This window comes from Bacillus sp. B4EP4a, from assembly GCF_006680105.1.
GTDB classification, from domain to species: Bacteria; Bacillota; Bacilli; order Bacillales; family DSM-1321; genus Peribacillus; species Peribacillus simplex_E.
This window is the reverse complement of record NZ_VHIK01000005.1, coordinates 217,902-231,139: the sequence shown is the minus strand read 5'-3', so window position 1 is coordinate 231,139 and position 13,238 is coordinate 217,902. Positions and strand designations below refer to the sequence as shown.

Sequence of the window (13,238 nt, the reverse complement as noted above, 5' to 3'; positions counted from 1 at the left end):
TAAAGATGACAATGCATTTTAGTGTTCTCGCAAGCGGGAGTACAGGAAATGCCTTTTTCGTGGAAACGGAGGATCAATCATTCCTTGTCGATGCCGGCTTAAGCGGTAAAGCCCTGGAAGCATTGTTTCAGGATATAGGCCGTGATATGTCGAAGCTATCCGGTATCCTTGTTACCCATGAACACAGCGACCATATTAAAGGTCTTGGCGTGGTTGCCAGAAAACATAAACTCCCGATATATGCGAATGCAAAAACATGGAATGCCATGGATCGATCAATCGGTGAAATTGCAACCGATCAAAAATTTACATTTGAAATGGAACAGGTCAAAACGTTCGGCAGTCTTGATATAGAATCTTTTGGCGTTTCACATGATGCGGCAGAGCCGATGTTTTACGTCTTTCATCATGAGGATAAGAAACTTGTGGTCATAACCGATACAGGGTACGTAAGTGATCGGATGAAGGGAATCATCTCGAATGCCGATGCTTACGTATTTGAAAGTAACCATGATGTGTCCATGCTGAGGATGGGAAAATATCCATGGAGCATCAAGCGCCGGATTTTAAGCGATGTCGGACATGTTTGTAATGAAGACGCTGCCCTTGCAATGAGTGAAGTGGCCGGTGATAAGACCAAGCGGATTTACTTGGCCCACTTAAGCCTTGATAACAATATGAAGGATCTAGCAAGAATGTCGGTGGAACAGACGTTAAAGACAAAGGGGATCATCGTTGGCGAACAATTTTCCTTATATGATACAGACCCGAAAAGACCAACGGAACTTGTTACGTTATAAATAAAAGGAATGGATGAGGGATATCCTTGTTCATTCCTTTTTTATTTTTAATTTTATTTTTAAAAATTTCAGTTCGTAAGTTACGAATCGGATTAAAAGGGGTACCGTTTGGTTAGAACTGTATAGGTAAAAGGAAAATGGCTGTATACTAGTCAATTTTACGTTTCCCCTTAAATAAAAGCATTCATTTTTTTAGAAAAAATTCGGTAATTGAGTATAATTGAGGGAGGATACCAAACAATAGAATTGCTATAATTTATTCCTAAAATGAGAGGATGGGGCGGTCTTGGGTTATTATGATCAGAATGATGAGAACCAAAATAAACGGAAAAGAGGCTATACGGGCTATTTTCTAGCAGGTTTGGGGGGTGTCATCATCGGGGCCTTACTTATTTTACCGGGAAGTGGGCTGTTAAATAACGATGATAACGAAATTACAACGGGGAAATCAACGGAGAATGAGCCCGCGGAGCAGTCCCAGCAAAACCTTACTCTTGATGTAACAAGTGCTGTCACCAATGCTGTTGATAAGGCCAGCGACGCAGTGGTCGGGATCACTAACATTCAGGAAACGAACTTCTGGAGTCAAGGGACCAACGCCGAGGACAGTTCGGCAGAAGCCGGCACTGGTTCTGGAGTCGTCTACAAAAAAGATGGGGGCAAAGCCTATATCGTCACGAATAATCACGTCATTGAAGGCGCTAATGAACTGGAAGTGACATTAAGTGATGGCACTAAATTGCCAGCTGAACTACAAGGTAGTGACCCATGGACAGATTTAGCTGTCATTGTCGTGAATGGCGATAAAATCAAAACCATTGCTGAATTCGGAAAATCCGGCAAATTGAAACCTGGTGAGCCCGTAATTGCCATTGGTAATCCATTAGGCCTCCAATTCTCTGGATCGATCACACAAGGGATCATCTCCGGATTGGAGCGTACAATAGAGGTGGATATCAATGAGGACGGACAAGTGGATTGGAATGCGGAGGTCATCCAGACCGATGCGGCGATTAACCCAGGTAACAGCGGGGGGGCACTCGTTAATATGTCAGGGCAGGTCATCGGAATAAATTCGATGAAGATTGCGGAAAATGCAGTGGAAGGAATCGGTCTTTCCATTCCGATCGATTCAGTTATACCGATTATTAATGATATAGAGGAATTTGGTGAAGTGAAACGTGCCTTCTTGGGTGTGAATTTGGCATCTGTAGAAGAGATTTCCCAATACCATCAACAAAATACATTAAAGTTACCAAGAAAAGTTACATTTGGCGTTGCAATAACAGGCGTTCAAAGCAACTCTCCAGCATCCAAAGCAGGATTGAAGGAATTTGACGTCATTGTTGGAATGGATAATGAAAAAATTCATGACGTTGTGGAATTACGAAAATACCTTTACAACGAAAAGAAAATCGGTGATAAAGTTAAAATCATTTATTACCGTGACGGAAAGAAAGAAACTACGGAAGTCAAACTTTCAAGCAGCGAAATTTAAAAGCACAAAAGGACAGGGGGAAAAAATGCCTCCTGTCCTTTCTATTTCCTTGCGATTTTCTTATTTTTTGTTACGATTACCTGTGGATATATACTTAAATTAAAGATCTCAAGTAACTTGTGGATAATTGGGAATAGAAGTACTGGGAATAATGAGTGGGAAAGGAGATATGAAGGATGAAATTATATTGCTGTCAGGAACACGTGGACATGGCGCTGGATGAAGTGGTATACGAATGTGAAACCTATCCTGTTTTAACGCTGGTTCCCGAAGAAAATCAGTTATCAACAACCTGTGAATATTGTCGAAACGTGGCAATATATCTAGTAGGGAACTAATATTCCCATACAAGATGTGGATAGATTTTGTGGATATGTGGATAACTCTTGTGGATAACATGTTCGTAACATGTTCTTAACCTGTTCTTAACATTTTCCGAAGAATGAAGCGGCGGGTGGAATGGTTTAGATTCAAGCTTTTGGTTGTACGAATAAGCAACATAATTCTTTATCGGATCTGAACTAAGTCCAGCCCAATTTCTTCAATACACATTAAAAAATAATGAAAGTTACCGTTGCCGCTTTCAGGGGCAGCGGTTTTTATTTTAAAAGCATTAAAAATTGGAAAGGATATGCTTGTTTTGCTTATAGGTCACTGTAAGGTATGATAATAGGTAGGCAAATCCAACAATTGATAGTAAAAACATAATGAAAGCTAGAGGATATATATGAAAATAACGATTATTACTGTTGGCAAGCTAAAGGAAAAATACTTAAAGCAAGGAATTGCTGAATATACAAAAAGGTTAAGCGCCTATGCTAATATAGAACTTGTCGAAGTACCGGATGAAAAAGCTCCGGAGAACCTGAGTGCAGCGGACATGGACATTGTAAAGCAAAAGGAGGGTGAACGAATCCTGGCGAAAGTCAGCCCGGACACCTACGTAATAACGCTTGAAATCAATGGAAAACAGCTTACTTCAGAGCAGCTGGCCACTCATTTGGATCAGCTCGCCACCTATGGAAAGAGCAAAATTGCCTTTATTATTGGCGGGTCGCTTGGGCTTGGCACTGAGGTGTTATCAAGAAGTGATTATGCCCTTTCCTTCTCGAAAATGACCTTTCCGCATCAATTAATGAAATTGGTTCTAGTGGAGCAAATATATCGGGCTTTTCGGATAAATAGAAATGAACCATATCATAAATGATGGAATTAATTCCGGGGGAATTCCCCGTAAGGTTAATGGGTTAAAATATTAAATCTTAATGTAATGAAAAGAGGGTAACGAATGAATAAAGAGTCCATTTATGGTTTAACATTCGAACAATTGACATCATGGCTTTCGGACCATGGCCATAAAAAATTCAGAGCTTCCCAAGTCTGGGAGTGGCTTTATAGAACACGTGTGACGAATTTCTCTGAAATGACGGATGTTAATAAAGAGTGCATAAAATTACTTGAAGAGCACTTTGTCATCCAGACTTTGACTGAGCACGTTAAGCAAGAATCAGCGGATGGAACGATCAAGTTCTTGTTTAAATTACAGGATGGAAACCTTATCGAAACCGTCATGATGAGGCATAAATACGGAATTTCGGTTTGTGTCACCACCCAAGTGGGCTGCAATATTGGCTGCAGTTTCTGTGCCAGTGGATTATTGGCCAAAAGCCGCGATTTATCCAGCGGCGAAATAGTGGAACAAATCATGAACGTTCAACTGCATCTGGATAAATTGGAACAAGGGGATGTTGTTAGCCATGTTGTTGTAATGGGTATTGGTGAGCCGTTTGATAACTTTGAAAATATGATAGACTTTTTGAAGGTACTCATGGACCATAAGGGTCTTGCTATCGCTGCTAGGCGTATTACTGTTTCGACGAGCGGTCTTGCCAATAAGATTTATGATTTCACTGATACCCAATTACAGGTGAATCTGGCCATCTCATTGCATGCACCGAATAATGAACTCAGGACACGGATCATGAAAATAAACCGAGCTATTCCGATAGAAAAATTGATGAAATCTCTTGATTATTATTTAGAGAAAACGAATAGGAGAATTACGATTGAATATATCCTATTGAAAGATGTCAATGACCACCAAGAAGAAGCCGAACAACTCGCCAATCTTCTTGAGGACAAAAAACATCGGCTCTATGTCAACCTGATTCCATACAATCCTGTAGATGAGCATAGTCAATACCAAAGAAGTGAAAAAGAGTCCGTTCTCTCGTTTTATGATACGCTGAAAAAGAGAGGCGTAAATTGTAAAATCCGCCAAGAACATGGAACGGATATTGATGCAGCTTGCGGCCAGCTTAGAAGCAAGCAAATCAAGAAAGCCGAAGCCCAGTAATCACTAAGAGAAAACAACAAAAAGAGGCCGCATATTTCGCGGCCTCTTTGGCATGATTTTATTATTTAGCTATTTCCTTTACCGAGGCGACTTCATACGTTGTAAGCTCGCTGCCTAGAATTGGAGATTCTTTTTTTGCTTCACCGGAACCTGGTTCAGGCCGTTTATGTGCAGCTTTGAATGCATCGCTATTTCTCCAAGCAGTAAAGTTATCAAGGTTTTCCCAGTACATATTTACGCTCAGTTCATCGTGGTCCGACAAATTCTGCGTTAATAGTACTTCTACTTTTACGAAGCCTTCCGTAGTATCAAGTGGACCTGGTGCAGTAAATCCTGGGGCCATGACTGCACCCATCCCTTTTTTGACTCTGATTCTATTCGTTACGATTATCATAAATCAGCACTCCTTTTGGACATCGGTTTAGAAACTACACCCTATTTAGGCTTTTATATCATACATATTTTAGCATATTGAAAGAAGCAGGGTCCATTTTGATTAACTCAGATCATGATATCCTGATGACCATTGTTTTAGTGAAGACGGATGTTTCATTATATTGAAATAAGGCAATTGAATTTGGTTATTACAAGGTTTATCGATGCATATCGCGTATAATAGAACCTTGTATAAGGAAATTACGATTATGGAAACAATAAAGCAACATACTAAACAACAAAAGAGGCTGTCATATGAATGAATTGAGTTTTACTGATTATACATTAAGCGATGAAATTGTAAGGGCATTAGAAAGCTTGGGATATCAGCGTCCAACAGAAGTACAGCGTGAGGTGATACCAGTGGCGCTGGAAAAGAGGGATCTTGTCGTTAAATCCCAAACGGGAAGTGGAAAGACCGCTTCATTTGGCATACCGATCTGCGAAATGGTCGATTGGGAAGAGAATAAGCCTCAGGCGCTTATTTTAACACCGACACGTGAGCTGGCTGTACAAGTAAAAGAGGATATTACGAATATAGGCAGATTTAAAAGGATAAAGGCTACTGCGGTTTATGGAAAGCATCCATTCGCACTGCAAAAAGCGGAATTGAAACAAAAAAGCCATGTAGTCGTCGGAACCCCGGGGCGTGTCCTGGATCATATCGAGAAAGGGACATTTGCCTTGGAACGCTTAACCCATTTGGTTATTGATGAAGCCGATGAAATGCTGAATATGGGCTTCATTGAACAAGTGGAAGCCATTATTAAAGAGCTTCCGAAAGATAGAGTAACCATGCTGTTCTCTGCTACGTTACCTGAGAGTATAAAAAAGCTATGCAAGCAATATATGAAGGATCCTTTGGATATTGAAATCAAAGCAAAGGGTGTAACGACGGAGAAGATTGAACATGCTCTTATAGAAGTGAAGGAAGACGACAAGTTTTCCCTGCTTAGAGACGTCACCATCACGGAAAACCCCGATAGCTGCATCATCTTCTGCCGGACGAAAGATAGGGTAGACCAAGTATGTGAACAGCTGCTGGAACTGGAATATCCGTGTGATATGATACACGGCGGCATGCTTCAGGAAGATCGCCTTGCAGTGATGAATGAATTCAGAAGAGGTGAATTCCGCTATTTGGTTGCGACAGATGTTGCTGCACGCGGAATTGACATCGACAATATAACCCATGTGATTAACTATGACCTGCCAATGGAAAAGGAAAGTTACGTACATCGAACTGGAAGAACGGGCCGTGCCGGTAAAAAAGGAAAAGCCATTACATTTGTGACGCCGTACGAAGACAAATTCCTTACTGAGATTCAAGGATATATCGGTTTTGAAATCCCTAAGATGACTGTTCCTTCAAAAGAGGAAGTCTCCAATAAAAAAATGGAATTCGAAGCGAAACTGGAAGCTCGTCCAAAAATCAAAAAAGATAAAAGTGAACAATTGAATAAACAAATCATGAAGCTGTATTTTAATGGCGGCAAGAAAAAGAAACTCAGGGCTGTGGATTTTGTCGGCACCATCGCAAAGATTGATGGAGTGAATGCAGAGGACATCGGGATCATTACGATTCAGGATAATGTTTCTTATGTGGAAATATTGAATGAAAAGGGACCGCTTGTCTTGAAAGTGATGAAAAATACGAAAGTAAAAGGGAAACTTTTGAAGGTTTCAGAGGCTTTTAAGAAGTAAGGTGTTGAATGGAAAGAAGCGGAAGCTTATCTAAACACGGTTAACCAATTAAAATTGGTTAACTTCTATACCTGGAACAAAAAAAGTGGTGGAAGTTTTGAGAGTAAACTTCCACCACTTTTTTATTGCTAAAAAAGCTTCTTTTATTTTTTTTGAAATTTTATAAATTCTAAATACATCATTGGGAAAACAATTACAAGCATTATTATAAAACCTATTATGATTCCTACCAAACTTTTATCCTGAGTTATGGACATGGATACATAATAGAACGCTACACTCGTAATAATTAAATATAATAAATATCTTAAATACTTCATTTTGTTATATCAATCCATTCATTTTTTTACCAATCCAAAATCTAAAAAAGCCTCATTCTCAAAAGGTTTTCCAAAATATTCTGCTGAATTATAACTATGTTAACCCATTTGAACAAACAAATGGTCCTGAACTTATATTTACAGCAAAAATATGAAGAAAAATTATTAATATTAAGTATTCAGTTTATATGATAATAGGAAAACTCTTAGATAGACTTACTTTTTTATATGTTTTAATAACTCACTCGGAAATAATCCAAACTACGCCAGGATAATTCTACACACTTAGAAATAATTCGACATACCCCAAAATATTTCGACTCATCCATGAATAATTTGACTTCCACATTGATAATTCGACCTCCACCTGAAATAATACGTCCTCACTGGAATGATTTTTTGTTTTGAGAATGTGAAGTTTCTTTTTCTGAATTCTGTTTATTCGTCAAAATAGAGTGGTATATGAGGAAGGATAACGCAATTATTTCGAATCAAATAAATACATACAACACGATCTAATCTGAATTCTTAGACATGGAGGGGAATGAGTGGGATGACAAAAGCAAATGAAAACGGAAGAATCGATGAGCAAAGTAAGCGGCGGCAGTTGGATCAATATCGAGTGGACGATAATGGGAAAAAGATGACGACTAACCAAGGTTTGCGTATTTCTGAGGATGAGCATTCTTTGAAAGCGGGAACACGTGGTCCAACTTTGATGGAGGACTTTCATTTCCGGGAAAAAATGACTCATTTTGACCATGAGCGTATTCCTGAGCGGATTGTCCATGCCCGTGGATCTGGTGCTCATGGATATTTTCAGGTATATGAACCGATGGCCGAATTTACAAAAGCCAAGTTTCTTCAAGACCCTTCAGTCAAGACACCAGTATTCGTTCGTTACTCCACGGTGGCAGGTTCACGCGGATCGGCAGACTCGGTCCGTGATGTAAGGGGATTTTCTACAAAGTTTTATACCGAGGAAGGAAACTATGATTTGGTCGGAAATAATATTCCAGTATTTTTTATCCAGGATGCCATTAAGTTCCCGGATTTAATTCATGCGGTTAAACCGGAGCCTCATAACGAAATACCTCAGGCTGCGTCTGCCCATGATACTTTTTGGGACTTCGTCGCCAACAATGAAGAAACGGCTCATATGGTCATGTGGCATCTTTCTGATAGGGCCATACCGAGGAGTTTCCGGATGATGGAAGGGTTTGGTGTCCACACATTCCGTTTTGTAAATGAACAAGGCGTGGCCCATTTCGTTAAATTCCATTGGAAGCCTGTACTTGGAGTTAAATCCCTTGTCTGGGATGAGGCACAGAAAATTGCAGGGAAGAATCCTGACTTTCACCGCCAAGATCTGTGGGAAGCGATAGATACCGGAAATTATCCTGAATTTGAATTTGGCGTGCAAATGATTAAGGAGGCAGATGAATTCAAATTCGACTTTGATATCCTTGATCCTACTAAACTATGGCCGGAAGAACAGATTCCGGTGAAAATAATCGGAAAAATGGTATTGAATCAAAATACGGATAACTTTTTTGCAGAGACGGAACAGATAGCATTCCATCCGGGGCATGTCGTACCGGGTATTGATTTTTCAAATGATCCGCTGCTTCAGGGACGTTTATTCTCCTACACAGATACCCAGCTATCCCGATTGGGAGGACCGAATTTCCATGAGCTTCCGATTAATAGGACGGTTGCCCCCGTTCATAATAATCAACGCGATGGCATGCACCGAATGTCAATAAATCCAGGGCAGGTCAGCTACCACAAAAATTCGCTTGCAGGCAACTCTCCCGAACCTTCTTCGGAAGAGGAAGGCGGCTATGCACATTACCAGGAAAAAGTCGATGGCAGGAAGGTCCGACAACGCAGTGAAAGCTTCAAGGATCATTACAGCCAGGCTAAATTATTTTGGAATAGCATGACGGAAGTGGAGAAAGAGCATATTATTCAGGCTTTCCACTTTGAAGTGGGAAAAGTGAAAAGTAAGGACGTTCAGCAGCAAATTGTCGAGATGTTCAGCAATGTAGATGACGAACTGGCCAAAACGATCGCTATTGGAGTGGGCGTGAATCCTCCAGCCAACAAAAGTGAGGTCAAAATGGATTTGGCTTCTCCGGCTTTAAGCCAGGAGCAAATGAAAGTGAACACGGCCGCAACAAGAAAAGTGGCAATCTTGGCTGCAGATGGTTTCAACGGGTCAGAGGTTAATCAAGTTTTGGAATCATTTAAATCGGCAGGGATAACGGCTGAAATCATCAGTCATAATCGTGGAGTGATTACAAGTTCTGAAGGACAGCAGGTTGAGGTGAATCAGACATTCCTGACAGCCGATTCGGTACTTTTCGATGCTGTATATGTGGCAGGAGGCCAGGAGAGTGTCGATGCCCTAAAGGCATCCAAGGAACCAATATACTTTGTTGATGAAGCCTACAATCATTTCAAAGCGATTGGTGCAGGAAAAGAAGGAGCCGAGATCTTATCGAAGGCAGGCATCGTTTCCAATGATCCAGCCTCAGGCATTGTAGCTGTTACGGATAATAATAGTGGTACTGCCTTTATCGAGGCAATTGCCAAGCACCGTCACTGGAGTCGCGCTTAATATTGGATGAAAAACCCCCAGACTTGGAGTCGGGGGGTTTTTCAATAAAGACATTTCGTATCAAGCTACTTTGCTTTTTCTTCAAAAAGCGATGCAATGCCAACGATCACCTTAGTGGCCAGGATCATATTATCGACGGAAATAAATTCATATTTGCCATGGAAGTTCTCCCCGCCCGTAAAGATGTTGGGTGTTGGCAGGCCCATATACGATAATTGAGAACCGTCCGTACCACCGCGTATTGGCGAAATTTTTGGTTTTATATCGAGTTTCTCCATTGCTTCGTGGGCAATATCCACGATTTCCTTCACGGGCTCAATTTTTTCCTTCATGTTGAAGTATTGGTCGTGTAATTCAAGCTGGATACGGTTTTGCCCATATTTTTCTTTTAAATCTTCGATTACTTTTGTTATAAATTCCTTGCGTTCATTGAATTTTTGGCGGTCGAAATCCCTGATGATATAAGAAAGCTTGGTCTCTTCCACATCACCGTGAAATGAAATCAGATGATAAAATCCTTCGTAATCTTCCGTATATTCCGGTGCTTCTGCCACTGGGAGTTTATTATGGAATTCCATGGCGATTTTGGCCGAGTTGACCATTTTTCCTTTAGCCGTACCAGGGTGAATATTCGTCCCTTTGATCAGGATTTTGGCCGATGCTGCATTGAAGCTCTCATATTCAAGTTCTCCAAGTGGTCCACCGTCCACGGTGTAGGCAAATTGGGCATCAAAAGCATCTACATCAAACTTATGGGGTCCCCTGCCGATTTCCTCATCGGGAGTAAAAGCAACACGGATTTTTCCATGCTTGATTTCCGGATGCTGGATCAAATAATCCATGGCAGTCATGATTTCAGCAATTCCAGCCTTATTATCTGCTCCCAACAGGGTTGTCCCATCCGTTGTAATCAAGGTATGCCCTATATAGTTCTTAAGCGAAGGAAAATCATCAGGTGAAAGAATGACATCCAATTTTTCATGTAAAGTAAGATCTTTGCCATCATAGTTGTCAATGACTTGCGGTTTTACATCTTTTCCAGTGAAATCCGTTGCTGTATCGACATGGGCCAAGAAACCGATTGTCGGGACATCCTTATTTGAATTGGCTGGCAATGTTGCCATGACATATCCGTTCTGATCAATTGTCACTTCCTTCATCCCAATGGATTGAAGTTCCTTGACCAATGCATTTGCCAAGGTCAACTGTCCGGGTGTAGAGGGGCATGATGGATTTTCCTCATTCGATTGGGTATCCACTTTCACATAAGAAGTGAATCTTTCAATGATTTCATTTTTCACTTTTCCTTCAACTCCTTTTTCCCTTATCTTACCATGATTAATTGAAATGGAAAAATTATCTTTACCTATGTGACATACAGACTTATTTCCAAATCTTCAAGGGTGGTGTCATCAGCAAAGAACAGCATATCCGCAAATGACATGCCGTTCTTTGCTTTCCCTTTTTAGAGTGGATTATTCAAGGCCCAAACCGATACGCTTTTCCCATGAACGGGAAAGGTCGCGAAACCATCTTCTTCAATGGTGATGTGGTCATCTCTATGACAAGTTAAATCACTCCAGATTTCACCGGCACGATGTTCACCGACGAACATCCTTTTTTCACTGTTGTGATCTCCATTCGAGATTATGACGGCGCACCCCGAGCCATCTAGCTCTTCAACTCCGTGCCGGACCCAGCCTATCGTATTCGGATCATCAAAGTAGTCGGTCTGTTCCCCGTATGCTTTTTCATACCTAGCATATAAGAGGCGATCTAGAATGTCCTTTTTCCCAGGCACCGGAGAAGGCCCGCCGATTCCATAATAGTCCCCGTAAAAGACACATGGATAACCGCAAAGTCTAAGCAAGGTGAGTGCATATGCCGATGGTTTGAACCAGTCCTTTACCCAAGATTCCAGTGATTCATGAGGCTGGGAGTCATGGTTGTCGACAAAAGTGACGGCCTGTGCCGGATTGGTTTGGACGAGGGTATCATCAAAGATGGTTGAGAGGTCGAAGTCAGTTCCTGCGTTTGAGGCCTCATGAAATTTATAATGCAGGGAAACATCGAACAAGTTGAGGTCATGCTTGGTTTGCTCTAAGTAAGTTTGACAAGCTTTAACATCCGCCTTCCAAAATTCGCCGACCATGAAGAAATGTTCCTTTGTATAAGGAATGAGTTCTTGGAGAAATTCATTGATGAATTCATAATCGATATGTTTAACGGCGTCCAAACGAAAACCATCACACTTTAACGTATCAACCATCCATTTTCCCCAGCTAATCATTTCCTGACGAACTTCCGGCAGGCTGTAATCGATGTTGGCAAACATTAAATAATCATAGTTTCCGAATTCATCGATGACATGCTGATTCCAGTGCTTGTTTTCGCCTGTGATTCGATATACACCCATTTTGTCGTTTTCGGCATCATAGTCTGTACCATTAAAATGAGTATGGTTCCACTTAAAATCAGAGTATTTATTATTACGGCCTGGAAAATCAAATTTTGTCCAGCCTTCCATTTCAAATGGTTCTGAGATATCTTCCATACGGTTTTCTGGATTGACTTCAATCACTTCAAATTTTTCGGTTCCATCGGCTCCTGCTTTATGGTTCATGACTAAGTCGATATAAACGCAAAGCCCGTAGTTATGACAGGTGTCTATTGCTTGCAGCAATTCATCTTTGGTCCCGTATTTGGTACGGACTGTTCCTTTTTGGTCAAATTCCCCCAAATCGTATCCGTCGTATATTCCATATCCATTATCCCCAACGGATTGCCCTTTCGTAACTGGCGGAAGCCAAACGCAGTCAATTCCTATATCCTTCAACTTGGAGGCTGCAAATTTCAATCTCTCCCAATGAGAACCATCTGCCTCAAGATGCCACTCAAAAAATTGCATCATCGTATGATTTCTTTTCATCCGTTTCCCCCCTGACACCGACCCGTTTTTAACAAAAGTGAAACTGTACGATCGGATAAAGTAATAATGAAAATCTTTACCCCCTAAATTAAATTGATAAACAAGTGAACAATCCTCTTGATTGAGGTTCATTTACCTCTCTATTTTACTATTTTATACCAAATAAGGGTATTTTATATTAATTAGCAGTTAAAAATTAATCAAACGTGGAGGAATAACCCGGAAAATACCATGCGCCAATTCAATAAAAAAGGTATCCCGAATATTTTGGGATACCTCAGACTATAGATAATTCGAAGAAAAACGTTTGCCTACAGTTTTCTTTAAAAACTTCAAGGTGTTTTCAGAAATCCGCTTCCTTTCCGCCGACTGTCTGCCAAGCCTCCTCACGGCAAGCGCCTGCGGGATCTTTGCTGGCCAGTTATTCGGCAGTAGTGCCGCAAATTTCTTCAATCTAGTAGGGGTTTCAAAAAACAGTAAAAAAACATTAGTATACCCTAGTATTAATCATGTTTAGGGATGGAACCATTCCTAACCCCCTTTTGCACCTTTTTCTAGAATGGAAGGGGGATA

General features: G+C 40.8%; 10 protein-coding genes. 7 read left to right on the top strand and 3 right to left on the bottom strand.

All coding sequences use genetic code 11. From position 1 onward, the window contains the following. Positions 1-5: 5 nt before the first annotated feature. The 5 genes from FNK51_RS03030 (at position 6) to rlmN (ending at position 4,654) form a co-directional block, all read left to right on the top strand. On the top strand, positions 6-800 hold the full coding sequence (locus tag FNK51_RS03030) for an MBL fold metallo-hydrolase (protein WP_141992398.1): 795 nt from the start codon (positions 6-8) through the stop codon (positions 798-800). A 286-nt stretch (positions 801-1,086) separates the two neighbouring features. Further along, positions 1,087-2,298 (top strand): S1C family serine protease, encoded by a 1,212-nt coding sequence (locus tag FNK51_RS03025; protein ID WP_098370310.1) that lies wholly within the window; start codon positions 1,087-1,089, stop codon positions 2,296-2,298. Positions 2,299-2,474: 176 nt separating this feature from the next. Further along, on the top strand, positions 2,475-2,636 hold the full coding sequence (locus FNK51_RS03020; protein ID WP_065310847.1) for a CxxH/CxxC protein: 162 nt from the start codon (positions 2,475-2,477) through the stop codon (positions 2,634-2,636). Positions 2,637-3,025: 389 nt separating this feature from the next. Further along, positions 3,026-3,505, top strand: a complete 480-nt coding sequence (rlmH, locus tag FNK51_RS03015) for a 23S rRNA (pseudouridine(1915)-N(3))-methyltransferase RlmH (protein ID WP_098370309.1) — start codon at positions 3,026-3,028, stop codon at positions 3,503-3,505. An 81-nt stretch (positions 3,506-3,586) separates the two neighbouring features. Further along, positions 3,587-4,654 carry a dual-specificity RNA methyltransferase RlmN gene (gene rlmN, locus FNK51_RS03010; protein ID WP_098370308.1) on the top strand — a complete coding sequence of 356 codons (1,068 nt, stop codon included), beginning with the start codon at positions 3,587-3,589 and terminating at the stop codon, positions 4,652-4,654. 61 nt (positions 4,655-4,715) lie between these two features. Here rlmN and FNK51_RS03005 read toward each other — a convergent pair whose 3' ends face one another. After that, positions 4,716-5,048, bottom strand: a complete 333-nt coding sequence (locus FNK51_RS03005; protein WP_063234288.1) for a heme oxygenase — start codon at positions 5,046-5,048, stop codon at positions 4,716-4,718. A gap of 296 nt (positions 5,049-5,344) precedes the next feature. On the opposite strand from FNK51_RS03005, the gene FNK51_RS03000 reads away from it, so the two are divergent. Then, the gene (locus FNK51_RS03000) at positions 5,345-6,793 is read left to right on the top strand and encodes a DEAD/DEAH box helicase (protein ID WP_141992397.1); all 1,449 of its coding nucleotides are present in this window, start codon (positions 5,345-5,347) and stop codon (positions 6,791-6,793) included. Between the two features lie 873 nt (positions 6,794-7,666). After that, positions 7,667-9,736: a catalase gene (locus FNK51_RS02995; protein ID WP_141992396.1), complete on the top strand. Its 2,070-nt coding sequence runs from the start codon at positions 7,667-7,669 to the stop codon at positions 9,734-9,736. 65 nt (positions 9,737-9,801) lie between these two features. Here FNK51_RS02995 and pepT read toward each other — a convergent pair whose 3' ends face one another. Further along, positions 9,802-11,037, bottom strand: a complete 1,236-nt coding sequence (gene pepT / locus FNK51_RS02990) for a peptidase T (protein WP_141992395.1) — start codon at positions 11,035-11,037, stop codon at positions 9,802-9,804. A gap of 164 nt (positions 11,038-11,201) precedes the next feature. After that, on the bottom strand, positions 11,202-12,665 hold the full coding sequence (locus FNK51_RS02985; protein WP_098370303.1) for an alpha-amylase: 1,464 nt from the start codon (positions 12,663-12,665) through the stop codon (positions 11,202-11,204). Positions 12,666-13,238: the final 573 nt, after the last annotated feature.

Coding starts and splice junctions, on each gene's coding strand:
- FNK51_RS03030 (WP_141992398.1), top strand. CDS start 6: ATGACAATGCATTTTAGTGTTCTCGCAAGCGGGAGTACAGGAAATGCC.
- FNK51_RS03020 (WP_065310847.1), top strand. CDS start 2,475: ATGAAATTATATTGCTGTCAGGAACACGTGGACATGGCGCTGGATGAA.
- rlmH (WP_098370309.1), top strand. CDS start 3,026: ATGAAAATAACGATTATTACTGTTGGCAAGCTAAAGGAAAAATACTTA.
- rlmN (WP_098370308.1), top strand. CDS start 3,587: ATGAATAAAGAGTCCATTTATGGTTTAACATTCGAACAATTGACATCA.
- FNK51_RS03005 (WP_063234288.1), bottom strand. CDS start 5,048: ATGATAATCGTAACGAATAGAATCAGAGTCAAAAAAGGGATGGGTGCA.
- FNK51_RS03000 (WP_141992397.1), top strand. CDS start 5,345: ATGAATGAATTGAGTTTTACTGATTATACATTAAGCGATGAAATTGTA.
- FNK51_RS02995 (WP_141992396.1), top strand. CDS start 7,667: ATGACAAAAGCAAATGAAAACGGAAGAATCGATGAGCAAAGTAAGCGG.
- FNK51_RS02985 (WP_098370303.1), bottom strand. CDS start 12,665: ATGAAAAGAAATCATACGATGATGCAATTTTTTGAGTGGCATCTTGAG.